The sequence below is a fragment of the Streptococcus infantis genome (assembly GCF_021497965.1).
GTDB classification, from domain to species: Bacteria; Bacillota; Bacilli; order Lactobacillales; family Streptococcaceae; genus Streptococcus; species Streptococcus infantis_B.
The window spans coordinates 811354-837373 of sequence record NZ_CP046525.1; the positions used below are offsets into that span (position 1 = coordinate 811354).

Genomic DNA, 26020 nt, shown 5'->3' on the forward strand with positions numbered 1-26020 from the left:
ATAAAGTAAGGAATATTTGATTTTGAAGGAGGTAATCATAGTGAATGAATTTAATGAATTTGTTCGTGAGATTTTTTCTGCAGCAGGTGATATTGTCATAAGATCGATGATGGGCGGCTACCTTATATATTTTAACGGTAAGCTGATAGGTGACATTTGCGATAATGAACTATTTTTAAAGAGAACGCCGACATCGGACAAACTTCTTGCAGACTCAGAATTGCGTTATCCGTATGAGGGTTCAAAGACATTGATGTATGCATTCGACAGATTTGAGGATATGGATTTGATTACTGAGCTACTGAAAGGTATGTATGCGGAACTGCCAGAAAAGAAACCCAAGAAAGCTAAATGAGACAAACAAGCTTCAGTTTGTTGAATTTAGCAAGGTACAAGTTTTTATGAGATGAAGCCTATAAAATTTGTACGGAAACTGTAGGGTAAGAAAAGAAAAAATATTTTCATTCTAAAGTTTAAGTTTAAACATTAACTCTATCCCTTTCGTTCTATAATATAGAAGTTTACTAGCACCACATGTTGAGGCAGTATCACTGCTTGTACGAGCTGATACTTTAGCGAAGTAGAAGTAGATCTTCGGCACATGCGATAGGACTCGTAGAAAGAGGGGGGGCACCGACGAAATGATACGGTAAGTCCGAACCGCCGAGTGTGTAGCTTTGCTCGTAAAAGCCTAGAAAGCTTGGTATGAATCAATAATGAAAAGCCTTGATTGTAAGGCTTTTTTTTGTTTTTGTGATAGAATATAGGTAGTTATAATCGAGAACAACTAAGAAGCAGTAAATATACGTAGAATAATTAAGATTAGGAAGAAAAAATGACAGAAATTGATAAAAGGAATTTAAAAAATTATCTTTGTTTTACATTTGGAATTACTTATATAGCTTGGGGGATTCTTGCCATCTTTACGCAATCTCATATTTTGGGATTAGAAACAATTATAGGGAGAATGTTACATATAGTAGGTGCACTTGGTCCAGCTATTGCAAGTTGCTTTTATTTGAAAAGGAATAATATAAAATTTAAACATTTTTTATTTAGTAAGAAAGAAAATAGTAGTATTTATTTCATTATTCATTTGTTAGCAATTTTGATACTATTTTCTGTATCGTCCTTAGAATTAAATGAAGTATCCATTTATCTGATGCCACTATTCTTTATTCAATTAATATTTTTTGGTGGTGGACACGAAGAATTAGGATGGAGAGGCATACTACAACCCTTACTTGATAAAAAATATACTTATTGGAAATCTAATTTGATTGTAGGATCAATTTGGGGGATTTGGCATCTGCCTTTATGGTTTATAGTTGGAGAAAGTCATCAAGGATTTCCTTTTATTTTATTTTTTATACATACGTTATTTTTAAGTTTTGTTTTAGGGCTTCTTTACCGTCAAACGAAATCTGTGGGGTATTGTATTTTATTTCATGCGTTCGCAAATTTGTTAAATCTCTATTTTGTGTTGAAGATTAATCTTACTTTTATTATCATTTTTATAGCTTATTTAATTTATACAATATTAGCAAGTAATAGAATTAGTAAGGAAAAGAATTTGTATCCAAAATAAATGGATACACTCTAGAAAATGAAGATGATTTTGTTCAAGGGAATAAAGTAGAAATAACGAACATTTATATGAAAGGCTTAGAGTAAACATGAGTCTCTTATTTGAAGAATTTAAAACCATTTGTTTCCATTTAAATCGAGTCGGAATTACACCGACACTGATGGGGTCTTTGGGATTGGAATTTAGAACGAAAGAAAATTGGGGGCCGTCTGACATTGACATTCATGTGCATGGTGACCCTAGAGGTTGGGAAGCACCTGATCATCTCAGAATTTATGACTGGGACAAGATAATGAAAGTGATGAAAGACTTAGGCTACGTCTTAATAGATATTCATGAGCATGAATTCAAAAAGGATCGAGTGAGTGTTGAATTTGGAAGTATCGATTCCTTACCTGATTTTGCAGGAGTTTCGGAATCGGATATAGAGCTTATTCACATTGAAGGTATCACTTTTCGTCTTCCAAGCTTGGAACAGTTTTTAAGTATTTACAAGGCTTCTTCCCAAGATTCTTATCGAAATGAACAAAATAACAATAAGGATTTTAAAAAGATAGAGTGGCTGGAAAGACATTTGTAAATTATCATATGAAAAGTAGTAAGTTGTAAGACTGGTTGTCATGTTATTTTTATTATCATTTTTATTGCTTATTTAATTTATACGATATTGGCGAGTAATAGAATTAGTAATTAAAAAATATTTTAAATTTTTGATCAGCTTAACTATTATTGAAAGTAACGATTGATGTATTTAGATTACTGCTTCTTTAAACAGATTAAACAAGGACGTATCTATTGAAAGTCTCACAGTAAGGAGTTTATATATGAAATTCCATGAATTTGGGGATAAGAATTTGCTTCCTATCCTATTGATACATGGCGGTGGCAGTTCTTGGTGGAATTATCTTCGTCAAGCACGGATTTTGTCAGAAGACTACCGTGTTATTCTACCCACTTTGAATGGCCATGGTGAAGAGTATCAACTCGATTATGTTTCTACGGAAGATTCTGCTTTGGAGATCCTAAACTATATCAAAGCAAACTATGGTGGAAAGTTGTTTGCGATCGGTGGCGTTTCTCTTGGTGGTCAAATTGCCATGGAACTTTTATCCTTAGACAGCGAGATAGCTGAGAAGGCCATCATAGATGGAAGCCTCTGTATTCCTCAACCAAGGTTAGCTAAAATCAGCATCTTTCTAGTATCACTATTTGATAAACTGTTGTTCAGTAAATTCTCTTGCAAACTTCAATTAAGCATGATGGACAAACTCTATCCTAAACTGGCTTATCCAGAGGAGATAAAAGCATATTATTTAGAGGATCTGCCAAGGACACCTATCAAAACATTGGTGACCATTTACAAAACCTATATGGGACGTTACAAGCTGAAGGATACGATTTCTGCTAGTAAGGCCCAGGTTCTGTATATCTATGGTGAAAAAGAATTAAACTGTGTGAAAGCATCAGCGAAATTATTTCAGCAGCTACATCCAAATACGATCCTGTATGAAGCAAAGGGCTATAACCATGGCTATTTATCAGCTTACCTACCTCAAGAGTGGATTGATTTGGTAGTACCATTTTTAAAGAGTGATCCATTGGGAATCTGATATGCTGTAAGGAGGAATCTTATGCTAGGAGCAATAGTAGGAGACATTGTAGGTTCTGTTTACGAATGGGGAAATATTAAAACGAAAGGCTTTCCATTATTTCGTGAGGATTGTTTTTTCACGGACGATACGGTAAGTTCGAACCGCTGAGTGTGTGAGTTTGTTAGTGAAACGTAGTTAATCCTCAAAATAAAGAAACTAAAACTCCATTATTTTGAGATGAAAACCTAAACTGTTTTTAAGGAGGTGAAATATTGATAGAAAGCAGACCTATGTTTGAAAAAATCTCATCCTTTGATGAATTTAATAAATATTACTGGTATCGTGATGAACTTTCACAGATATGCAGGTCATTAGGGCTTGAATATAGAGGTACAAAACAAGAACTCAATGATATTATTGAGCAGTACTTCAAGGGAAACTTGATTAAAAAACCATCAGTAAAAAGAAATAAGAAACGAGTAGAAGTCGTTACCTTAGATACGCCCTTACTTGAATGTAGATTCGCCTTTAATGCACACTTTAGAGAATATTTCTCTACTTTAACAGGTGTTTCGCCCTTTAAATTTACTGCTGATATGGCCACTGCCTGGAGAAAAGTAAAAAGGGAACATGATTTGAGTTTTACAATCCAAGACATGCTAAAAGTTTATTATGGAGATTCAGATTATGCCAAGTATGACCATTCGGTTTGTCAATGGAATCAATTTTTAAAGGATTTCTGTGTAGACGAAAATAGTGCCAACTACTTGAATAAACTAAAAGTAGCTTCTATTCTTTGGAAAGAAGTTAGAAATTCAAGTAATGAAAAAATTTATTCAAAGAATCTTTTAACTAAATATGCAGATAAAATAAACGAGTATGGTGAGTAGGATATTATTTATTTGCTTAATAAACAATTTAAAAAAGCCAATACAAAAAAAGTAAAACAAATAAGGTCTTTGATATAAGAATTAATTTAACTCTGATAAGATTTGAAAGGTGATTATGAAAGTAAAATTTAAAGAAACGAATAAGTTTTTTTTCAAAATAGTAGAAGTAGAGGGAGAAAAGTATATTCTAGACTTGACGACCGTTAGCCCCAAATCCTATTTCTGGGGTTCTATTCCTGATGAGATTACTGCAAAAATGCAAAAGTTAGATAAAAGAGATACGCGTTTTGAAAGTGTGGCTCCAACTATGAGTAAATCGATTGGGGTTGCAATTGGTACAGCAATAGGGGGTTCTGGCTATCGTCTAGTGACGAATTTTTTTAGAAACAATGGGATTAGTCACAACCTTCCTTTAAAGATAGGCTTATATGGCCTGTTCATCTTCCTAGCTTATCTTGTTTTCTGGTTCATTGCCATAAGAGCTCGTCATAGTGTCCAAAAAAGACTTGAGAATAAAGTTTCAAACTATCAAATAACCTTTAAACCAGTAGGAAATAAACGTCAATTAAAACATTACAAACTTCTTCCTTTTATCCTTGTTCCGACTCTTGGATGTTTTGCATTCTATCTATATACTGTTAATGGAACAGAGGGAGCCTTACTTGTTATTAATAGTATTCTATTGTTGGGATTCTTTACAGTGATTTTAGGCATGTCACCACTCCGAGAAAGTGTCGAAAAGCAAGAGATTATTTTTGAAAAAATCGAGCAGTTATAAGTTAAGATGAAAGCTATTTTATGATCCTCTTTTGCAGGTCACATTGGGTTATTTTATCAGAAAAAATTATGTAATAGCGAAGAAAGTGTTTATGTTGCTCAATAACTCATTTAAGGTTCAGAACTTCTCTCGTAATGACATTTTATAATTTAGAAAAGGTGTAAAAATGAATTATTTAGAAATACGCAAGAAATATGGATTTTATAGAAAAGTCGTGATTGTTTTGGCTGTTCTTCTCATTCTTTCTGTAGCTTGGATGGTGAAAGATAGGACTATTCAAACCCTTTGTATTTTATTCATAAATGCACTCTTATTTCTTTTCATTGCACTAATCAGAAGAGGGTATGTAAGGAGTGGTACTAAGTTACTGTATATGGACTTAGATTTACCATCTTGGAAGCAATACATTGAATTGAAGAAAGATGCAAAAAGAGCTATTATAAAAATGGATGTGACACTAACATCTGTTGGGTATTCCTATATGATTGGTGATTTCGATGCTGCCATTAAGGAGGCTTCTGAAGCAATGACTGATCAAAAACTGAAGCTGAAATATAGGGATTTTTTAGAAAGTTATCTTATTCGTTCGACAGTTCTTGCAAATCCTAACCTGACCAGGGACCAGCTTAATCTTATGCTAAACAAAATGTCCATCTCAGATTCCTCTCTAGCCGAGAAAACAAAAAGCGTGAGTATCGCACTTTACGATTTAACAATTGCTCATCAATCCAATGATTACTTTGAAGACTTGGAAAACGAATTTAAATATCAACAATTGGAAATCACTTACTATCAAGCTTTGAACTCTGAATTAAAAGGAGATATGACTAGGGCGAATGAATTGTTTAGAATACTCGCTCAAGAAGATGAACAGCTCTATATCGTCCAGAAGTCTAAAGGATTTTTAAATAGTGAATCTATTAATTAGCAATGAATAAGTACAGAAAAGGATTGAATATGAAATCAAACAGTTTATTTTTTTTTAATGGAATTTTTGCTTTAACGTGCTCTCCCATTATTGCATTTGCATTTTTCTATAGATGGGAGATAAGATTTATCAATGGGGCTCTTCGTTTTGTTGATAAACCAGCATGGGCTTTTTCAGTAAATTTAATTAGTTTTATATTTCTTGTTTGTTCTATACTTGCAATTTTCATTTATAGAAAAGAATCAAATGGTCGTAAGAAAAGCTTTTTGTTTCTTTTAGTTGCATCTATCACAGGTTTTATCCCCTTCCTTTCATTTTTTTCAGCAATTTTTGCTCTTATTGCTGGAATTTTATATCTGGTTGATTTTAATCGATTGGTAAAAGAATAAACTAGAAGGTATTTATCATTTTCAGCATATCCAACCTTTTTTAGAACTGATTCTCTCAATCTCCAGTACGTCTGATTTCTATTTTCTGAGGTTTCATTTTATAATAGCATTATATGTAATGACTGATGTAGTTACACTAACATTTCTATTTAAAAATTAAGGAGTATTATCAATGAAAAAAGCAATGTTAATTATAAACCCTACCTCTGGTGGGGAAAAGGCTTTGGATTATAAGGTCAAGCTGGAGAATAAGGCCAAAGATTATTTTGAGCACGTGGAAACCAAAATTACTGAAAAAGCGCTGGATGCAACACACTTTGCTGAGGAAGCCTCTCGTGAGCAGTACGATGCAGTCCTTGTTTTTGGTGGGGATGGTACTGTTAATGAAGTAATCTCTGGCATCGCTGAGAAAGACTACATTCCGAAACTTGCGATTATTCCAGGAGGAACTGGAAATCTCATCACGAAACTATTAGAAATCAATCAAGATATTGACGGTGCGATTGACGAGCTTGATTTTAGTTCTACCAACAAGATTGATATCGGAAAATCTAACGGAAACTATTTTGGTTATATCTTTAGTATTGGTTCATTACCAGAAGCCATACATAATGTTGGGATAGAAGATAAGACGAAGTTTGGCATGCTCGCCTATGCGATTAATACCATGAAGTCAGTGGTTACAGATCAAGCATTTAATATTACTGTTGAGACAGAAAATGGAAATTATTTTGGCCCAGCCAGTCATGTTTTAGTTCTTCTTACCAATTATTTCGCTGACAAAAAAATCTTTGATGAAGACAAGGATGGTTATGCCAATATTTTGATTTTAAAAGATGCCTCAATCCTTACTAAATTGTCAGTTATCCCTGATTTATTAAAAGGGGATGTCGTCGTAAATGAGAATATCGAGTATATAAAAGCTCGTCATATAAAAATTTCTTCTGATTCTGAATTGGAAACGGATGTTGACGGTGATAAATCTGATGACCTACCAGTAGAAATCAAGGTGCTAGGTCAGCATATCGAAGTCTATTCTCAACCGAAAGAATGATAAACTTTTGAAAAGAATAGTAGATAATAAAGGAGGCGATGATGATGAAGATTTTAGCAATTAATTCAATTTCGTTTAAAAAAAGAATGATTGAATTACTATTTGATTATCTTTTCATTCTAGCTTATTTAGCACTTCTGTTTTTAGGTTCTATGCTTTTTTACATTATTATTTTTAATGGTATCCCAGAGTTTACAGAAATTCAGTCACAGTGGCTTGTATTTTTTACCTCTGTTTTGCCAATCACTCTACTTTTTACATTCTTAGATTATACAAAAAATGGGAGTTTTGGGAAGGTGAAAGCAGGACTTCAATTGGTTTACAAGAAAAAAACAGTGCAAGCTAGCTTGCTTAGAAACACCATTAAATTTTTACCTTGGCAAATAGGTCATATGGGCACGATACATGGTTTCTATAGTGAGTTTGATTTCTTATCTATTATCCTCTCGTTTTTAGCTACTCTTCTCGCAGTTGCCCTACTTGCAATGATGGTTTTCAGGAAAGATAAGCGACATCTAGGTGACCTTATAGCTCATACACAGGTACAGTTAAAAGGTGACTAAAATTAAATATTTCATAGATATTTCACTTATTAGGGAGAGTGCCGTGTGCCAGCTTCCTTTTTTAATGATTTAAAACCTACTTTACTTAGCAAAATGCTTGGACTTAAAATAAATTTGAACTATAATATAAGAGAAGCTTATCGACCTGAAAAATCTTAGTTAAAAAGGAAACATTTTATGAAAGTATCTAAAAAAATCAGATTAATGAGCTGCTGTGTTTTAGCTATCTTTACTTTAGCTGCCTGCGTTACAAACCAAAACCAATCTACGGAAAAACAGAATAGTTCAACTACTAAGGTGGCTAGCTCAGGTAAAGAAAGCTACAAAGGAACCTATAGCAATCTTAATAACAAGGAAAGCGAAGAAGAAGTTCGAAAAGCCTTGGCTGCACATTTGGATAAAGATAGTGTCGATGCATTTTTCAACCTTGTAAATGATTACAACGCAACTGTCGGTTCAGTAGGCTTGACTGGAGATTTTTCTACATTTACCAAAACAGACTATGATGTTGAAAAGATAAGCAATCTTTGGACGCCTAAAAAGGGTGATTTTGTCGGTACTAACTGTCGTATTAACAGTTATTGTTTATTAAAAAATTCTATCGAAATTCCTAAATTAGAGAAAGATGATTCTCTCTTGTTTGTCGATAATGATGCCATTGACAAAGGTAAGGTCTTTGATGCAGAAGACAAGGATGCTTTTGATATTTTATTCTCAAGAGTCAAGACCGAAGCAACGACTGATGTCAAAGTTCATGCTGCAAAGATGGAAAAATTCCTTTCTCAATTCAAGTTTAATGAAAATGCAAGAATGCTGTCCGTAGTCGTCCATGATGACTTGGATGGGCAATCCCTCTTTATTGGCCATGTCGGGATCCTTGTGCCAAGCGAGGATGGCTATCTCTTTGTTGAAAAATTAACCTTTGAGGAGCCTTATCAAGCCATCAAATTTGCGACCAAGGAAGATTGTTACAAATATCTAGATACAAAATACGAAAACTATACAGGTGAAGGTTTAGCGAAACCCTTTATTATGGATAATGATAAGTGGGTTCAATTCTAAAGGATGGTAATGAAATGGAAGTAGTACTGGCATTCATAATTTTTGTCTTAATCGGAGTATGGGCTGTTTGGGTTATCAAGGGAAACCAGCAGAGACCAAGAAGAAATGAACGATTTATTGGGTATATCAATCGATACGATGAAGATGGTGATCCTTACCAAGCAGAGGTTTGGGAAGTGACAGAGGATGAGGAGTAGACATATGGAATTACAAGATTTTACGAAACAAGAACAAGAAATGATTAAAAAGGGGTTAACTTTCTCTAAACTGAGCGATAAGGAAACAGCTGATAAGATTATCGCCCTAATCCCTCAAGATATGATTAAACGGATTCCATTTTTTGTTAGAAAACATGCTATTACGCGGACTATTAAGAGAATCTCTCTTGAGTATCCGGAATTGTACGCTGTTGCTGAACAAGAAGGTCAACTTCCAGAAAAAGAAGCTCAAGAATTACGCCAAATTCTTATAACTATTTTCCAAGAGAAAATGACCAAGCATAAGATTAAATAGGAGTTGAGAATGGCTATTGATGGTGTTAAAATCATTGACAGTGATCAAGCTTATGACATTTACAATGAAGTAGTCGGTCGCTATAGAGATGGTGAACATGTGGCGAATATTATCAAGGAAATCCTTGATACGGAGAAAGATGACTGTCAAACAGACTTTTTTACAGAAATTTATTGGACTGCATTTGCCTACTCACTGTGGAAGATTGGTCACCTGACTGACGATATCAGAGATAAAACCTTAGAGATTATTAAAAAAGGTCCAGATCCATTTTGGTTGGAAATAGACTCAAAGGCATTGAAGCAAAGGCAAAAGGTCTTGGATAAACTTGCTATCCAGTTGCAAACTGAAAATCCTAGACCTCTAAAGGTTCCTAAAGCAAAGGCTAAACGAAAACCTTACTTTGAAGAAGGAGACATCCTTGCTGTTAAGTTTGAAGATGAGTATGGTCTTGTATTTGTATCTATGATTGAGCAGAGTCCTAGAAAACTTGAGTACCATCTAGCTTGCACGCGCCTCTTACAAACAAAAAAGCCCTCCATAGATGATTTTTTGACCAGTCAAATCTCCTGTAAGATGGACAATACAAAGTTTGCTCTCGTTACAGATTGCTGGTTCAATCACAAAGATTTAGGGCAATTATTAGAAAATATTGAAAAAATTGGACAGGTGAAACTTAGACCTTTTAGTCTTTGGATGTTGGCACCTGCCCAAAATTTAGAAGACATTTATGAAGAAATCACTAGAGATAAAGGCTCTTCTGGCCTTCGGTTCATCGAAACCTATAAACTTGTAGATGATATTTTTTCAGTCTAATGTCTATCTGATAAGAGGAAAATAAAGGGTGAGTCATTCCCACATGCTGTGTTGGGCTCTGACTCCATAGCTATCAATCGAACCATCTGAATTGAACTTGGATTCAATACGGTATCTTTTCCAGAGGTCGTAATCTGCTGTTTGAATGGTTAGGATAAAGTTGTTATCCTTATCAGAGACATTATAATCAGCAGGATTGACTTCAAAGATATCGATTAATTTTCGTGTTTGAAAATCTTGGAGCTTGAGATTGGCTAAACTGACATGATTGATAGAAATTTCCTGCAACTGATGGGGATCCTTGGGCGTTCTATAGTAGGTAATGACACAGTTTTTGAGTTGATCAGTATCTTTTCCTGTAGGAGTAAGGCTCATAAAGCCATAGGATTGATCATCCCGCTTGACTTCAAGAAGCTGACCGTAGTAGAAGTGGTCGTTTTTTGGATTGGTGATTGGACTATCTGCGCCTTTATCTTCGAAGGTGAATCCATGCTCTAAAAGCTCGGAAGCCTTGGTTTCTCCGATAATGATAGTGGTATCTTGAATGGTAACTGGAACTGGTTGAGCTGGAAGACCACTCATCATGATGCAGAACATAAAAACATAACTTGTTAAAAAAACTGTCCCAATAAAAGCATTGGTTGATGCATAGGCATGACTGTTATGAAAGTTTTTTCTGATAGTTAGTACAATAAATTTACCAATACTTTTTAAAACCATACTAACAAGTACGATGAAAAATTGTTTTTTCAAACATTCATAAACTGCTTGAGGAAAGCTATTACCATGATAGTAGAAGACAGACAATAGGAGTAGATTTACGATTAAATAGATTAGCAAGAACCAATGAATATCTTTAAGGGCCTTAGCATCAGTGATTTCTTCATAGTCAACGTGAATTCTTCCTTGAACAGCATGGCCAAGTTTATAAATCCATTTGGGAATGTCTTTGCCTTTTTTAACCGCAACTACAAGTCTGATATAGAGATAGATAGTAAAGGATAAGGATAGAAAGAAAAGAGCATAAAAAACTAAAACAATAGTAGTGAACATGGTTATTTCCCCTTTTTTTCACCAATGAATACAGAACAATTTATTAGCTCCATTATAGCACTTTCTCGGGAAATAGAGCTAGAAATATCAGTAAAATCCTTAAAGATAAAAAAGTGGGAATCATTGCCATTTATGCTATACCGATTGTACTGATAGAAGGTAGTCCTTTCTTACTAATCGTTTTATTGGTTAGGAATTTTCTTTTAAAGAGAAAGATAAGATTTGAGAGAGAACATAAAGGAGTAGAGAGTCATGGGTAGAACGGTAATTATAGGAACTTTAATGGTTTTTACAATCTTTAATCTGCTACTCGGTCTGGGTTTTTATCTCTTTCTAAAAAAGAGGAAAGAGAATGGGCAGTCATTGTACGAAACCCCTGTAAATCAACAAACTCGAACAGAAAAACTGGGTCTAGGCGAGATTTTAGTCTACCTGTCCCTGATTGTCATCGCGGGGATCTTTGCTTTTCAGACCTTAAATAGAGGTGCTATTGGGAATTCTATTTTAGCCAAAATGATCCTTCTACCTGCTCTAATGGCCCTTTTCAATGCAAGAAAAAGGACTGGAAAGTCTTTACTTGCCTTCCTTATAACCTTGATGGTCTTTCTAGTAGGAGTCATGTTTAATCTCACGATTGGTTTGCCACCTCAAACACCAATTTTGCAAATTAATGAAAGTAAAATCATTTTAGCAGAAACCAAAGCCAGTGAGCTGATGGATGCTGGATTTGACATCTATGTAAGACAGGGTGATGGTGGTAGCGACTACGAAGAGCTCCTGACAGATGGCAGTTTCCAAAAGTATCCAGGCGATAAAACAGTTACCATCGAAAAAGGCTTCAGACTTGATAGCAATGCTGTTCCTTACGCTCCCTATCTTCTTGCAAAAGATGGCATAGTACTGGGCAGTATTTCCTTTTACGGTGCTGAGGACCAGGATGTGGCTTTAGAAGATTCTAAGGTTATTCAGGTTCGATTTAATAAAGACAGTATTGAAGAAGCAAAGAAACATTATATCACTTTCAAGTTAGATGAACTCGACTTAACTAAGCGATTGGACCTTCCTTTTGTTCAAAAAACTTTTAAAAAGCATCTATGGTCCACTCCACCATCAAGTACAAACGATGTCACTCAATTGTGGTATGGGTTACAGTGGTCAAGTAACAGTGACTCTCTATTTTGGAATGAATATTACAGCCTTATCCGTCTAGATGAAAATTATTTGATGACTGATTTTGAGCTAGCTGTTCAAATAGCGAAAAATGAGTAGATATATTTTTAATTAGTGACTGTACTTATAGATAATTAAGGGACTAACTATTTTAGTTCCTTTTTAGTTTTTTAAAACTTAATTTAAAACAGTTTCTATTTTCAAGTTAAATTAATTTCACGAACGAAAAAATGAATTTATTTAAAAAAGTTTCTAGAAATACTTTACAAGTCTCTGAAAACATGATATAGTAATGAAGCTTAGAAAATGAGATGATGTTTTCTAGCAAATATAAACCCGAGTAAAAAATGCCTACGGACAGGCAGGGTTGAATGCCGAAGCGTGGTTGAAAAGCCACATTATTGATAGGGTTAAAAGCCTACTTTTATAAGTTGATGTTAGGGCACCTGTCCTAATTCGTATAGATTTGTTAGTGTGGTGAAAGCACACGTCATCTTGTGAAACGATCAATAAAGTACGTAATATTTGCTACTAGAGAGTTAGGAAACATCAGGAACAGACATACTCAAAAGAAACAAACATAAACACGTCAGTAGATTGTAGAGCAGGTGCCAACCTGCTCTTTTTTCATGAGTGCCCTTTGAGCCTTAGATGATTAAGGTGAGAAAACTATGATAAAGGAGTATGTCTAAAACATGTTAAATCAAAACCAAGCTCCCATCTATGAGGGGCTGGTCAAGTTACGAAAGAAAAGAATTGTACCATTCGATGTACCAGGTCACAAGCGGGGACGCGGTAACCCAGAATTAGTCGAACTTTTAGGGGAAAAGTGTGTTGGTATAGATGTTAATTCTATGAAGCCTTTGGATAATCTAGGGCATCCCATTTCGATTATCCGAGAAGCAGAGGAGTTGGCAGCAGAAGCTTTTGGTGCAGCTCATGCCTTTTTAATGATCGGTGGAACAACATCATCGGTACAAACCATGATTCTCTCCACCTGTAAAGCGGGAGATAAGATCATCCTCCCTCGAAATGTACATAAATCAGCCATCAACGCTCTCGTTTTATGTGGTGCTATTCCCATCTATATCGAGATGAGTGTGGATCCAAAAATCGGTATTGCACTGGGACTTGAAAATGAGCGTGTAGCACAAGCTATTCAAGAACATCCAGATGCCAAAGCAATCCTAATCAACAACCCTACTTACTATGGAATTTGTTCGGACCTTAAGGGGTTGACAGAGATGGCTCACGCTGCAGGGATGAAGGTCTTAGTAGATGAAGCGCATGGGGCGCACTTGCATTTTACAGATAAACTTCCTCTGTCTGCTATGGACGCAGGAGCAGATATGTCAGCTGTATCCATGCATAAGTCCGGTGGCAGCTTGACTCAAAGTTCCCTTCTTTTAGTTGGCGATCAGATGAATCCTGAGTACGTACGTCAGATTATTAATTTGACACAGTCAACATCAGCATCCTACTTGCTAATGGCTAGTCTAGATGTTTCTCGTAGAAACCTAGCCCTTCGTGGCAAAGAGTCCTTTGAGAAGGTCATTGAGTTATCTGAGTACGCTCGTCGAGAAATCAACGCCATTGGTGGCTACTATGCCTACTCAAAAGAGCTAGTAGACGGTGTGTCCGTTTGCGATTTTGACGTGACCAAACTGTCCGTTTATACTCAGGGAATTGGGCTAACAGGGATTGAAGTTTATGATCTTCTGCGAGACGAATATGACATTCAGATTGAGTTTGGTGATATCGGCAATATCTTGGCCTACATATCGATTGGAGACCGGATTCAAGATATCGAGCGCTTGGTCGGTGCTTTAGCTGATATCAAGAGACTTTACTCGAGAGATGGGAAGGACTTGATTGCTGGCGAATATATCCAGCCTGAGTTAGTGCTTTCTCCTCAGGAAGCCTTTTATTCAGAGAGAAGTAGCTTAACTTTGGACGAATCCGTTGGGCAAGTCTGCGGAGAATTTGTCATGTGTTATCCTCCCGGCATCCCAATCTTAGCGCCAGGTGAACGGATTACACGAGAAATTGTCGATTATATCCAATTTGCCAAAGAACGTGGTTGTTCCCTTCAAGGAACGGAAGATCCAGAGGTCAATCACATCAATGTTATTGAGAGAAAGGAGAACTAAATGGATTTATGGTTTTCTGAAGTTCATACTCCAGATGTGAAATTATCCCTGAGAACAGCCAAACAACTCTACGCTGGTAAAAGTGAATGGCAGGATATCGAAGTTTTAGATACGCCTGCTTTTGGGAAGATATTGATTTTAAATGGGCATGTCTTGTTCTCGGATGCAGATGATTTTGTATACAACGAAATGACCGTCCACGTTCCTATGGCTGTCCATCCTAATCCGAAGAAAGTTTTGGTTATTGGTGGTGGTGACGGAGGTGTTGCCCAAGTATTAACGCTATATCCTGAACTGGAGCAAATTGACATCGTAGAACCAGATGAGATGTTGGTTGAGGTTTGTAGAGAATACTTCCCAGATTTTGCTGCAGGGCTTGATGATCCTCGTGTTACCATTTACTATCAAAACGGGCTTCGTTTTTTACGAAACTGTGAAGATGATTACGATATTATCATCAATGATGCGACGGATCCATTTGGACATACGGAAGGGCTCTTTACCAAGGAATTTTATGGTAACAGCTATAGAGCTCTCAAAGAAGACGGTATCATGATTTATCAGCATGGTAGTCCTTTCTTTGACGAAGATGAGTCGGCTTGTCGAAGCATGCATCGTAAGGTTAATCAAGCCTTTCCAATCAGCCGAGTTTATCAGGCACATATCCCTACCAGTCCGGCTGGCTATTGGTTATTTGGATTTGCATCGAAAAAATATCACCCTGTCAAAGATTTTGACAAGGAAGGCTGGAAAAAACGCCAGTTATTCACAGAATACTACACTGCAAACTTACATGTGGGGGCCTTCATGTTGCCCAAGTATGTTGAAGACATTTTAGAAGAAGAGGAAAGAAAAAAATGAGTCGTTTATTAGTTATCGGATGTGGGGGCGTTGCCCAAGTTGCTATTTCAAAGATTTGCCAAGATAGCGAAACCTTTAAAGAAATTATGATTGCTAGCCGTACCAAGTCAAAATGTGATGACTTGAAGGCTAAATTAGAAGGTAAAACAAGCACTAAAATTGAAACAGCTGCTCTTGATGCTGACAAGGTAGAAGAAGTAATTGCCTTGATTGAAAGCTACAAGCCAGAAGCTGTTTTGAACGTAGCTCTACCATACCAAGATTTGACCATTATGGACGCTTGTTTAGCAACAGGAGTCCACTATATCGACACAGCCAACTATGAGGCTGAAGACACAGAAGACCCTGAATGGCGTGCTATTTATGAGAAACGCTGCAAAGAGCTTGGATTTACGGCTTACTTTGATTATTCATGGCAATGGGCTTACCAAGAAAAATTCAAAGAAGCAGGATTGACAGCTCTTCTTGGCTCTGGTTTTGACCCAGGTGTAACCAGCGTCTTTTCAGCATACGCGCTCAAACATTATTTTGACGAAATCCACTATATCGATATTTTAGACTGTAATGGTGGTGACCATGGTTATCCATTTGCAACTAACTTTAACCCAGAAATCAATCTTCGCGAGGTTTCTGCGCCAGGTTCTTACTGGGAAGATGGGAAATGGGTAGAAGTAGAAGCTATGTCTATCAAACGTGAGTATGATTTCCCTCAAGTTGGGCAAAAAGACATGTATCTTCTTCACCACGAAGAAATTGAATCACTGGCTAAAAACATTCCAGGAGTTAAACGTATTCGTTTCTTCATGACTTTCGGTCAATCTTATCTAACTCACATGAAATGCTTGGAAAACGTTGGGCTTCTTCGTACAGATGCTATTAACTTTAATGGTCAAGAAATCGTACCAATCCAATTCTTGAAAGCCTTGCTTCCAGATCCTGCAAGCCTTGGTCCACGTACAGTTGGAAAAACCAATATCGGCTGTATCTTTACAGGTGTCAAAGATGGTGTTGAAAAGACCATTTACATCTACAATGTTTGCGACCATCAGGAATGCTACGCAGAAGTTGGTTCACAGGCTATCTCTTACACAACAGGTGTTCCTGCCATGATAGGGACAAAATTAGTGATGGATGGTACTTGGAAACAACCAGGAGTGTATAATCTTGAAGAGTTGGATCCAGATCCATTTATGGAAGCTTTGAATAAATACGGTTTGCCATGGGTTGTGGTTGAAAATCCACAAATGGTGGACTAATGAAGTTAGAACAAGTACCAACACCAGCCTATGTTATTGATCAAGCAAAACTAGAGGAAAATTGCCGCATTCTACAAGAGGTTCAAGAAAAGGCAGGCTGTAAGGTGTTGCTAGCTCAAAAGGCTTATTCTCTCTATAAAACTTATCCCCTAATTAGCCAGTATCTCTCTGGTACAACGGCTAGTGGACTCTATGAAGCGAAGTTGGCTAGGGAAGAATTTCCAGGAGAAGTCCATGTATTTGCGCCTGCTTTTAAAGCAGCAGATATGGAAGAGTTACTTCAAATATCTGATCACATTGTTTTTAACTCAGAGAGACAATTACGAAAATATGGTCAAACTTGTCGTGAGGCTGGTATCAGTGTAGGTCTACGCCTCAATCCTCAGTGTTCTACTCAGGGAGATCACGCGCTCTATGACCCTTGTGCTCCTGGATCCCGTTTTGGAGTGACTCAAGACAAAATACCAAGTGATTTGCTGGACTTGGTGGATGGGCTTCATTTTCATACTCTTTGTGAGCAAGGGGCAGATGATTTACAAACGACTTTGAAAGCAGTAGAAGACCAGTTTGGTGCCTATTTGCACCAAGTTAAATGGCTCAATATGGGTGGTGGACATCACATTACGAGAGATGACTACGATGTGGACTTACTGATTTCTGAGATTAAACGGATTCGAGAAACCTATAACCTTGATGTCTATATAGAACCAGGAGAAGCGATTGCACTCAATGCTGGTTATTTAGCTACTGAAGTTTTAGACATCGTTGAAAATGGGATTGAGACCCTAGTCTTAGATGCTTCAGCAAGCTGTCATATGCCAGATGTCCTTGAGATGCCCTATCGTCCTCCATTGAGAGATGGTTTTGAAGCCCAAGAAAAAACTTATACTTATAGACTTTCTTCCAATACCTGTCTAACAGGTGATATCATTGGTGACTATAGCTTTGAAAATCCAGTTGAGATTGGAGATAGATTGTACTTCGAGGATATGGCAATCTACTCCTTTGTCAAAAATAATACCTTTAACGGGATTGGACTGCCAAGTTTGTATGTGATGGATAGAGAGGGTAAATGCAGTCTAGTCAAGGCCTTTGGCTACCAAGACTTTAAGGAGAGATTATCATGATGGACAGTCCAAAGAAATTAGGTTATCGTATGCCTGCAGAGTATGAATCCCATCATGGGACTCTCATGATATGGCCTACTCGACCAGGGTCTTGGCCATTTCAAGGCAAGGCTGCAAAAACAGCTTTTAGCCAGATTATCAAAACCATTGCCCAAGGAGAAACAGTCTATCTTTTGGTAGAGGAGTACTATCTATCTGAAGCCCAATCCTATCTTGGAGACCAGGTCGTTTATCTAGATATCCCAACAAATGATGCTTGGGCTCGCGATACAGGTCCGACCATTCTCCTTAATGATAAAAGGGAAAAGTTAGCGGTAGACTGGTCTTTCAATGCCTGGGGTGGTGCTGTGGATGGACTCTATCAAGACTATGAAGCAGATGACCAAGTGGCGCCTTCCTTTGCTAGAGAATTAAATATACCTGTTTATAGCGCCAAACCATTTGTACTAGAAGGTGGTTCCATACACAGTGACGGCCAAGGAACAATACTTGTCACAGAAAGTTGCCTCCTCAGTCCTGGACGTAATCCTCACATGACTAAAGAAGAGATTGAAAATACCTTACTAGAGAGTCTTGGAGCTGAAAAAGTTATTTGGCTTCCTTATGGTATTTATCAAGACGAGACCAATGAACACGTCGACAATGTTGCAGCCTTTGTTGGTCCTGCTGAGGTTATTTTAGCTTGGACAGACGACCAAGATGATCCTCAGTATGCCATGTCTGCAGCAGATCTAGCTCTTTTAGAGAATGAAACAGATGCAAAGGGTCGGAGTTTCACCATCCATAAGCTCCCAATCCCAGCGCTTCATCAAGTAGTGACGGAAGAAGATTTGCCGGGCTATTCATATGAAGAAGGTGAAGAAGAACGCTATGCTGGTGAGCGTTTAGCAGCATCCTATGTGAACTTCTATATTACCAATAAATCTGTCTTGGTGCCACAATTTCAGGACGAAAACGACCAAGTGGCCTTGGATATCCTGAGTAAGTGTTTCCCGGACCGTGAAGTCGTAGGAATCCCTGCAAGAGATATTCTTTTAGGTGGTGGAAATATCCACTGTATTACCCAACAAATTCCAGAATAGGAGAAAAAGATGAGAAATGTAACGGTTGCAGCTATTCAGATGCAATGCGCTAAGGATGTGGAAACGAATATCCGAATAGCTGAACGTCTAGTTCGACAAGCTGCTGAGCAAGGAGCCCAAATTATTCTCTTACCTGAATTATTTGAACGTCCCTATTTCTGTCAGGAACGTCAGTATGACTACTACCAGTATGCCCAGTCGGTGACAGAGAATACGGCCATTCAGCATTTTAAAGAGATTGCCAAGGAACTAAAGGTCGTTTTACCAATCAGTTTCTATGAAAAAGATGGTAATGTCTTATACAATTCCATTGCTGTCATTGATGCGGATGGAGAAGTACTAGGAGTTTATCGTAAAACTCATATACCAGATGACCATTATTATCAGGAAAAATTCTTTTTCACACCTGGAAACACAGGCTTCAAGGTCTGGGACACTCGCTATGCCAAGATTGGTATCGGGATCTGTTGGGATCAATGGTTCCCTGAAACTGCCCGATGTCTTGCGCTAAATGGCGCGGAATTACTCTTTTACCCAACAGCCATTGGTTCGGAGCCGATTTTGGATACAGATAGCTGTGGTCATTGGCAACGTACCATGCAAGGACACTCAGCAGCAAATATTGTGCCAGTTATTGCTGCTAATCGTTATGGTTTGGAAGAAGTCACTCCTTGCGAGGAAAATGGAGGACAAAGTTCAAGTCTGAATTTCTACGGTTCATCCTTTATGACCGATGAAACAGGAGCTATCTTGACCCAAGCAGAACGACAAGGCGAAGCTATCTTGTTAACAACTTATGACCTGGACAAGGGAGCAAATGAGCGCCTAAATTGGGGCTTATTTAGAGATAGAAGACCAGACATGTATAAAGAAATTGTCAGATGAGAAAAGCCTAGTATAGGCTTTTTTCTGTAAATACTATAATAATTTTTGATAAAGTATTAGTATAATGATAAAATGGACTTAGTGTTAGCAAGGATAAAATAGACTGGAAAGAGCTAAATCATTTTTTCCTTGAAGAATTAGGCCACGACTGAGGGTTTTTATGGGTAAATGGACATGTAAATGTGGGCAAGCTATGAATGAACACCGAGCGCCCGATCCAAATGCTTATTCAGTTTATTCGGATGAGTTGCTTGAGGATATTTTTAACAATACTGACGAACATGATAAAATTTCCTATGTAGACATTTCGAAGGCTTCCTTTTATATATGGAAGTGCCCAAATTGTGGTAGTTTCATGGTTTTTGGTGAAGAGGATAATCCAAATTGTTTCACTTTTTATGAGCGCCAGACCAATGAAAAAGTTGAACCACTTTTCGATCCTGATCAGGAGTTGAATCTCGTTGTCGTTGAGTTTCAAGAAGGTGGAAATGGATATACTTATATCTGTGATGATCCAAGTATTCATATTGGGCATGGTGTGATTGTACCAACTGGAAAGAAAAATATTGAAAAAATAGCTCTGGTAGTCCAGAAATATCATGCTTACCCAAGAGATATCACTTATCCCGTTGAAAAGTTAAAAAGGGTCATCCGTAGGTATTCTATTTTTGATCCTGAGACTTCGAAAATAGTTTGTAAAAATATACTTGAGCACGGAAGAATTCTAAATGCTTGCTCGAAAAAAGTAAAAATTGAGTCTAAACAAATTTACCATGCAATCAAAACTCCTCTAGGCTATTTTTGGTTGGAGTTAAATAGAGTTCCAATTCCGATGAAAATCACACAAATTCAAGTACAAGATAAAAAGTATCAGGTTGATGGAGCCTTTTATATAAAGCCTGCCAAGGTAAACTACAGAAAATTGTTAGAACTTGAATTATGTGCAGATTTTGATATTGATGCCTCTCGCTGGATTGACGTTCTATCAGACGAAAATGTTTGGGGAAATACCTGGGAATTGAATGGCCTTCAATTTGGAATTACTGCAGGAGAGTCCCCAGAATTTGAAGATGAAGTAGTTGCAAGAAAATTTAGCCGTATCCCACTTTATTATGACTGGCATCCAGAATTTGAAGACTATTATGGCTTTAGCCTAGCATGGAAAAAATACGAGTCTGATAGTGATTTGTCGATTGATTTCTATACGACATAAAAGAAATGCTCGGTATTATTGTGTAAATTATAAAACAGTATTTGAGATTTTAGATGAAAAGTGATTTAATTTTACAATAAAAAGTAGCCCAATTAGGCTACTTTTTTAAAATTCTTTATAAACATAAGGATTATCGGGTTTGTCGACCTTGATGAAAGACTGGACTTCGAGGGTTGGGAGGATTTGGTTGAGTTCCTTGTGATAGTGTTTGCTAATCTTACCTTTGACTTTTACCCAGGTGTTATTTTCGTACTTATTAGTGTTTCCAGTGGTCAAAAGTCCAAAAACACCTGAATCAGCGATACAGTGCATGATACCAAAGCGAAAGACAAATTGACTATCGCTGTGACTAGGATCGTTATAGACAAAGCCAATAAACTCAATCTCTTTACCTTCAAATTCATTGGGATAATCATAGATAGCTTCCATGACCTCCAGGTAATTTTCATCATTTATAACTATACTTGATTGAGCTAAGTATTTATCAGCACTCTTCCGAATATTATTTTCATGAGCTGTTTGTGAATAAAATCGACTGGTATCCGGTTTGAGATACTGACTGCTCGTTCCTTCACTTGCTTGGATTGCCTTGTCAGTTCCTTCCGACAAAGGGAAATAATATCCTTTTGCCGATACTGTTTGTGAATCCAGAGTGACAGTTGGAAATGTAAATCCAACTAACAAGGGTAAACTTAAGAGGGCAAAACTAGCAAGCTTGGCTGAATAACTATGCAAGTGACTGTGTTCTTTCAAACGCTTGAAGAAAAGATAGGCTTGAACGATGGCTAGTAACAATGACAAAACCATGGTGATATAAGCCAGATAAGAGTAATGGAGGTTTAGATACTGATTGAGTTTACCTGATATCTGCAGATAAAGGGTTAAGAAAAAATAACTCATCAGAATAAGAAATCGTATCATAGAATCACCCCAACTATATAAGAATAGACAAGTACAACAAGAGTTACAATCATCATGAACTGCCAAATAAAGCGAGTTTTAAGATAGTTCTTCATCATGAGTAAGTTTTTGACATCAAGCATTGGTCCAATAACCAGAAAGGCAAGCACTGGAGCGAAGCCAAAACTGGAGAGAAGAGAAGATCCAATAAAGGCATCTGCCTCACTACAGAGTGATAGTAGGAAGGATAAGAGCATCAATAGAACAATAGCAAGCAGTGGGGTAGCGCTGATAGATGTCAGGATCCGGGTTGGCACATATACTTGGACTATACTTGCAAAAAGACAGCCAAAGACCAAGTAACGCCCCATATCGAAGAACTCATCAATAGCTTGGATAAAGACTTGAAGAAGTTTCTGACCTTTCGTTAAATGAGAAAAATCATGTTCATGACAAGCTAGTCTTTTTTCTTTTTGTATAGCTCCTTCCCAGAAAAATCCAAGAAAAATACCCAATATCGTAGCAATGAGTATTGCCCCTAAAGCTCTTAGAAGAACCATTTGAATGGAATTACCAAAGGCTGAATAGGTCGCAAAGAGTACGATAGGATTGATGATTGGAGCGGTTACTAGAAAGGGAACAGCTGTATAGCTTGGAACCTTCTTCTCCAAGAAACGATTGATGATAGGGACAATCCCACACTCACAAGAGGGAAAGAGAAAACCAATGAAGGTACCAAAAAAGATTCTCCCCAAGCGATTTTTAGGGAGAAATGTATAAACCTTCTCAGGTGTGACGTAGACTTCAATAGTACCAGAGATAATGCTACCAATTAAGACGAAGGGTAGGGCTTCAATAATGATTGATAGAAAAATGGCGCCAGCTTGTAGCACACTAGAAGGAAGACTTTGAAAGAATATCATCTATTTTTTCTTTTCAGCCTTATCTTTCTTTTCTTTGTCATCAGGAAATGTTACTTGTTTCAAATCAGGAAGTTTGGCAAACTCTTCGAACATTTTATCTAAGTCATCAGTTTTTGTAAATTTAACAGCCATAAGGCATACCTCGATTCTTTGTGCTACCTCTATTATACTATTATTTCTAGGAAATAGTTATATTTTATAATCAAGTTCCTTTTTATCTTTATAAAGTTGAAATAAAGCAACAAATTAATGAAAACAAGCTTTCCTGCTTATGGTATAATAGTTTCATGGATAAAAAATATGAAAAAATTTCCCAAGATTTGGGTGTAACCTTAAAACAAATTGATACTGTCTTATCTTTGACAGCTGAAGGAGCAACTATTCCCTTTATCGCTCGTTATCGGAAAGACATGACTGGTAGTTTGGATGAAGTGGCTATTAAGGCTATTATAGACCTTGATAAAAGTCTAACCGCTCTGAATGATCGTAAGGAAGCTGTTTTAGCCAAAATCAAAGAGCAAGGCAAGCTAACTAAGGAATTGGAAGAAGCTATCATATCAGCTGAAAAATTAGCGGATGTTGAAGAACTTTATCTTCCCTATAAGGAAAAACGTCGCACCAAGGCAACGATCGCGCGTGAGGCGGGACTCTTCCCACTTGCTCGTTTAATCTTACAAAATGTATCTGACTTAGAAAAAGAAGCAGAAACATTTGTCTGTGAAGGTTTTGAGACTCCACAAGATGCTTTATCGGGTGCAGTTGATATTTTGGTTGAAGCTCTATCTGAAGATGTCAACTTACGTTCAATGACTTATCAAGAGGTCCTTAGACATTCTAAGATTACTTCACAAGTCAAGGACGAAAGTTTGGATGAAAAGCAAGTCTTTCAGATTTATTACGATTTCTCAGAAACAGTTGCCAATATGCAGGGTTACCGTACGCTTGCCCTTAATCGTGGTGAGAAGCTAGGTGTTTTGAAGATTGGATTTGAGCATGCAGTTGATCGTATTCAAGCCTTCTTTGCTGCTCGTTTCAAAGTTAAGAATGCTTATATAGACGAAGTGATTCAACAATCTGTTAAGAAAAAAGTATTGCCAGCTATCGAGCGCCGTATTCGTACTGAATTGACAGAAAAGGCAGAAGAAGGAGCTATTCAACTCTTCTCAGAGAACCTTCGAAATCTTCTCCTTGTTGCACCTCTTAAAGGGCGCGTGGTACTTGGATTTGACCCAGCCTTTCGTACAGGTGCCAAACTAGCAGTCGTTGATGCTACTGGGAAGATGTTGACGACGCAAGTCATTTATCCAGTCAAACCAGCTTCAGCTCGCCAGATTGAAGAAGCAAAGAGAGATTTGGCAGATTTGATTGGCCAATATGGTGTTGAAATCATTGCTATCGGTAATGGTACTGCTAGTCGTGAGAGTGAAGCCTTTGTGGCGGAAGTTCTGAAGGATTTTCCAGAAGTCAGCTATGTCATTGTAAATGAGAGCGGTGCATCTGTCTACTCAGCTAGTGAACTTGCTCGTCAAGAGTTTCCTGACTTAACCGTTGAAAAACGTTCTGCTATTTCTATTGCCCGTCGCTTGCAAGACCCACTTGCTGAATTGGTTAAAATTGATCCTAAATCCATCGGTGTCGGTCAATATCAGCACGATGTTAGTCAGAAAAAACTATCTGAGAGTCTTGACTTTGTTGTTGATACAGTCGTTAACCAAGTCGGTGTTAATATCAATACGGCTAGTCCAGCACTACTTTCACACGTTGCAGGACTTAACAAAACTATCTCTGAAAATATCGTTAAGTATCGTGAAGAAGAAGGTAAAATCACTTCACGCGCCCAAATCAAGAAAGTTCCTCGTTTAGGTGCTAAAGCGTTTGAACAGGCTGCAGGTTTCCTTCGTATCCCTGAAAGTAGCAATATCCTTGATAACACAGGTGTTCACCCAGAAAATTATGCTGCTGTTAAAGAACTATTCAAACGTTTGGATATTGAAGACCTAAATGAAGAAGCGCAAGCAAAACTCAAATCTGTTTCTATCAAAGAAATGGCTCAAGAGCTAGACCTCGGTCAAGAAACACTTAAAGACATTATCGCTGACCTTCTCAAACCAGGACGTGATTTCCGTGATTCTTTTGATGCTCCGGTCCTTCGTCAGGATGTCTTGGATATCAAGGACTTAAAAGTCGGTCAAAAGCTTGAAGGTGTCGTTCGTAACGTTGTAGACTTCGGTGCCTTTGTTGACATTGGTATCCATGAGGATGGTCTCATTCATATTTCTCATATGAGTAAGAAATTTATCAAACATCCAAGTCAAGTCGTATCCGTTGGGGATTTGGTAACTGTTTGGGTGAAGAAAATCGATGTCCAACGTGAAAAAGTAAATCTGTCGCTCCTTGCACCAGCTGACTCTAATGAATCTAACTGATTACGTTAGGCAAGTTTCTTTAGAAGACTTCGGAAAACCTTTCAAACACCAGGCTCAATGGAATACTCGTCTGCGGTCGACAGGTGGACGATTTTTCCCTAAGGATGGGCATTTGGATTTTAATCCAAAAGTCTATCAAGAGCTAGGGGTAGAAGTTTTTCGGAAGATTGTTCGCCACGAACTCTGTCATTATCATCTCTATTATGATGGAAAAGGGTATAAACATAAGGATTTGGCTTTTAAGGAACTGCTAAAAGAAGTGGATGGACTCCGTTTTGTTCCTCCTCTATCAAGTGCTCGTCAAAAACCAGCTTTGGTTTATAAATGTCACTCTTGTGGCCAAACCTATCAGAGAAAGCGTCGAATTGACACCAAACGTTATCGTTGTGGTCTATGTCGTGGAAAGCTCCTCTTGTTAAATCGGCCTAAGGACTGATGTAGGGAGCTTTAGTTCATGTTATACTTATTTCAAGAATACCGAAAGAGGTACAAATCATGAATAAAAATTTTTATAAAATGAGACGAAATCGTATGATATCAGGAGTTCTTGCTGGACTATCTGATAGATGGGATCTTGATGTGACACTGGTGCGCTTTATTTTTGCTATCTTTACAATCGCAAATTTTGGACTCGGAATCATCATCTACATCATCCTAGCCTATATCTTACCAACCAAGGAAGATATCGAAGCGGACATGTACGGAACAGGCCCACGCAAAATAAAACAAGCTGAACCAATCGATGATGATAAAGGCTGGTTTTGGTAACCATCTTACCATTCTTAAAAAATCAAACCCTTG

Annotated in this window: 30 protein-coding genes; 26 read left to right on the forward strand and 4 right to left on the reverse strand. The window is 37.4% G+C overall.

Annotated features, from left to right (window positions below; all coding sequences use genetic code 11):
- Positions 1-40 precede the first annotated feature (40 nt).
- The 15 genes from GOM46_RS04045 (at position 41) to GOM46_RS04110 (ending at position 10173) form a co-directional block, all read left to right on the forward strand.
- Positions 41-355: a TfoX/Sxy family protein gene (locus tag GOM46_RS04045; protein ID WP_006153684.1), complete on the forward strand. Its 315-nt coding sequence runs from the start codon at positions 41-43 to the stop codon at positions 353-355.
- 480 nt (positions 356-835) lie between these two features.
- Positions 836-1588, forward strand: a complete 753-nt coding sequence (locus GOM46_RS04050; RefSeq protein ID WP_235084113.1) for a CPBP family intramembrane glutamic endopeptidase — start codon at positions 836-838, stop codon at positions 1586-1588.
- Between the two features lie 88 nt (positions 1589-1676).
- Positions 1677-2168, forward strand: a complete 492-nt coding sequence (locus GOM46_RS04055; protein ID WP_235084114.1) for a phosphoribosylanthranilate isomerase — start codon at positions 1677-1679, stop codon at positions 2166-2168.
- 244 nt (positions 2169-2412) lie between these two features.
- Positions 2413-3198: an alpha/beta fold hydrolase gene (locus GOM46_RS04060; protein ID WP_235084115.1), complete on the forward strand. Its 786-nt coding sequence runs from the start codon at positions 2413-2415 to the stop codon at positions 3196-3198.
- A 21-nt stretch (positions 3199-3219) separates the two neighbouring features.
- A complete protein-coding gene (locus tag GOM46_RS08370; RefSeq protein WP_080560899.1) occupies positions 3220-3348 on the forward strand; it encodes an ADP-ribosylglycohydrolase in 129 nt (42 codons plus the stop codon).
- A gap of 104 nt (positions 3349-3452) precedes the next feature.
- Positions 3453-4070, forward strand: a complete 618-nt coding sequence (locus GOM46_RS04065; protein WP_006150683.1) for an SAP domain-containing protein — start codon at positions 3453-3455, stop codon at positions 4068-4070.
- Positions 4071-4185: 115 nt separating this feature from the next.
- Positions 4186-4848 carry a DUF443 family protein gene (locus GOM46_RS04070; RefSeq protein ID WP_006150696.1) on the forward strand — a complete coding sequence of 221 codons (663 nt, stop codon included), beginning with the start codon at positions 4186-4188 and terminating at the stop codon, positions 4846-4848.
- Positions 4849-5014: 166 nt separating this feature from the next.
- Positions 5015-5776: a hypothetical protein gene (locus GOM46_RS04075; RefSeq protein WP_006150707.1), complete on the forward strand. Its 762-nt coding sequence runs from the start codon at positions 5015-5017 to the stop codon at positions 5774-5776.
- A gap of 29 nt (positions 5777-5805) precedes the next feature.
- Positions 5806-6165, forward strand: coding sequence for a hypothetical protein (locus GOM46_RS04080; protein ID WP_000841612.1), 360 nt, complete (start codon positions 5806-5808; stop codon positions 6163-6165).
- 172 nt (positions 6166-6337) lie between these two features.
- The gene (locus tag GOM46_RS04085) at positions 6338-7219 is read left to right on the forward strand and encodes a diacylglycerol/lipid kinase family protein (protein WP_235084116.1); all 882 of its coding nucleotides are present in this window, start codon (positions 6338-6340) and stop codon (positions 7217-7219) included.
- 41 nt (positions 7220-7260) lie between these two features.
- Entirely contained in the window at positions 7261-7782 is a 522-nt protein-coding gene (locus GOM46_RS04090; RefSeq protein WP_235084117.1) for an RDD family protein, read from the forward strand.
- 177 nt (positions 7783-7959) lie between these two features.
- Positions 7960-8844, forward strand: coding sequence for a DUF4300 family protein (locus tag GOM46_RS04095; RefSeq protein WP_000868693.1), 885 nt, complete (start codon positions 7960-7962; stop codon positions 8842-8844).
- Positions 8845-8858: 14 nt separating this feature from the next.
- Positions 8859-9041, forward strand: a complete 183-nt coding sequence (locus tag GOM46_RS04100) for a hypothetical protein (RefSeq protein WP_000454373.1) — start codon at positions 8859-8861, stop codon at positions 9039-9041.
- A 4-nt stretch (positions 9042-9045) separates the two neighbouring features.
- Positions 9046-9357, forward strand: a complete 312-nt coding sequence (locus GOM46_RS04105; protein WP_235084118.1) for a hypothetical protein — start codon at positions 9046-9048, stop codon at positions 9355-9357.
- A 9-nt stretch (positions 9358-9366) separates the two neighbouring features.
- On the forward strand, positions 9367-10173 hold the full coding sequence (locus GOM46_RS04110) for a hypothetical protein (protein ID WP_235084119.1): 807 nt from the start codon (positions 9367-9369) through the stop codon (positions 10171-10173).
- 33 nt (positions 10174-10206) lie between these two features.
- Here the strand turns inward: GOM46_RS04110 and GOM46_RS04115 are convergent, their stop codons facing one another.
- The gene (locus tag GOM46_RS04115; RefSeq protein ID WP_235084120.1) at positions 10207-11226 is read right to left on the reverse strand and encodes a hypothetical protein; all 1020 of its coding nucleotides are present in this window, start codon (positions 11224-11226) and stop codon (positions 10207-10209) included.
- A 252-nt stretch (positions 11227-11478) separates the two neighbouring features.
- Between GOM46_RS04115 and GOM46_RS04120 the strand changes: the two genes are divergently transcribed.
- From GOM46_RS04120 to GOM46_RS04155, 8 genes are all read left to right on the forward strand, one after another.
- A complete protein-coding gene (locus GOM46_RS04120; RefSeq protein ID WP_006150732.1) occupies positions 11479-12495 on the forward strand; it encodes a hypothetical protein in 1017 nt (338 codons plus the stop codon).
- Between the two features lie 596 nt (positions 12496-13091).
- Positions 13092-14546 carry an aminotransferase class I/II-fold pyridoxal phosphate-dependent enzyme gene (locus tag GOM46_RS04125; protein WP_235084121.1) on the forward strand — a complete coding sequence of 485 codons (1455 nt, stop codon included), beginning with the start codon at positions 13092-13094 and terminating at the stop codon, positions 14544-14546.
- Positions 14547-15407: a polyamine aminopropyltransferase gene (gene speE, locus GOM46_RS04130; protein WP_000366716.1), complete on the forward strand. Its 861-nt coding sequence runs from the start codon at positions 14547-14549 to the stop codon at positions 15405-15407.
- The gene (locus GOM46_RS04135; protein WP_006150675.1) at positions 15404-16663 is read left to right on the forward strand and encodes a saccharopine dehydrogenase family protein; all 1260 of its coding nucleotides are present in this window, start codon (positions 15404-15406) and stop codon (positions 16661-16663) included. Before speE ends, GOM46_RS04135 begins: the two co-directional genes overlap by 4 nt.
- Positions 16663-17790, forward strand: a complete 1128-nt coding sequence (gene nspC, locus GOM46_RS04140) for a carboxynorspermidine decarboxylase (protein WP_006150662.1) — start codon at positions 16663-16665, stop codon at positions 17788-17790. The genes GOM46_RS04135 and nspC overlap by 1 nt, the downstream gene beginning before the upstream one ends.
- Entirely contained in the window at positions 17787-18872 is a 1086-nt protein-coding gene (aguA, locus tag GOM46_RS04145; protein WP_006150734.1) for an agmatine deiminase, read from the forward strand. The genes nspC and aguA overlap by 4 nt, the downstream gene beginning before the upstream one ends.
- A 9-nt stretch (positions 18873-18881) precedes the next feature.
- Complete coding sequence (gene aguB, locus GOM46_RS04150; protein WP_006150742.1) at positions 18882-19757, forward strand: N-carbamoylputrescine amidase; 876 nt, start codon at positions 18882-18884, stop codon at positions 19755-19757.
- A gap of 160 nt (positions 19758-19917) precedes the next feature.
- Entirely contained in the window at positions 19918-20970 is a 1053-nt protein-coding gene (locus GOM46_RS04155) for a hypothetical protein (protein WP_235084122.1), read from the forward strand.
- Positions 20971-21075: 105 nt separating this feature from the next.
- Here GOM46_RS04155 and GOM46_RS04160 read toward each other — a convergent pair whose 3' ends face one another.
- Genes GOM46_RS04160 through GOM46_RS08330 form a run of 3 tightly spaced genes read right to left on the reverse strand, consistent with a single transcriptional unit; the run spans position 21076 to position 22925 of the window.
- The gene (locus GOM46_RS04160) at positions 21076-21891 is read right to left on the reverse strand and encodes a TIGR03943 family putative permease subunit (RefSeq protein WP_025170026.1); all 816 of its coding nucleotides are present in this window, start codon (positions 21889-21891) and stop codon (positions 21076-21078) included.
- Complete coding sequence (locus GOM46_RS04165) at positions 21888-22793, reverse strand: permease (protein ID WP_235084123.1); 906 nt, start codon at positions 22791-22793, stop codon at positions 21888-21890. Before GOM46_RS04165 ends, GOM46_RS04160 begins: the two co-directional genes overlap by 4 nt.
- Positions 22794-22925 (reverse strand): SPJ_0845 family protein, encoded by a 132-nt coding sequence (locus GOM46_RS08330; RefSeq protein WP_000268695.1) that lies wholly within the window; start codon positions 22923-22925, stop codon positions 22794-22796. It lies immediately after the preceding gene.
- Between the two features lie 155 nt (positions 22926-23080).
- On the opposite strand from GOM46_RS08330, the gene GOM46_RS04170 reads away from it, so the two are divergent.
- Genes GOM46_RS04170 through GOM46_RS04180 form a run of 3 tightly spaced genes read left to right on the forward strand, consistent with a single transcriptional unit; the run spans position 23081 to position 25987 of the window.
- Positions 23081-25219: a Tex family protein gene (locus GOM46_RS04170; protein ID WP_006150684.1), complete on the forward strand. Its 2139-nt coding sequence runs from the start codon at positions 23081-23083 to the stop codon at positions 25217-25219.
- Positions 25206-25655 carry a SprT family protein gene (locus GOM46_RS04175; RefSeq protein WP_025170025.1) on the forward strand — a complete coding sequence of 150 codons (450 nt, stop codon included), beginning with the start codon at positions 25206-25208 and terminating at the stop codon, positions 25653-25655. Before GOM46_RS04170 ends, GOM46_RS04175 begins: the two co-directional genes overlap by 14 nt.
- Before the next feature lie 59 nt (positions 25656-25714).
- Positions 25715-25987, forward strand: a complete 273-nt coding sequence (locus GOM46_RS04180) for a PspC domain-containing protein (protein ID WP_235084124.1) — start codon at positions 25715-25717, stop codon at positions 25985-25987.
- Positions 25988-26020: the final 33 nt, after the last annotated feature.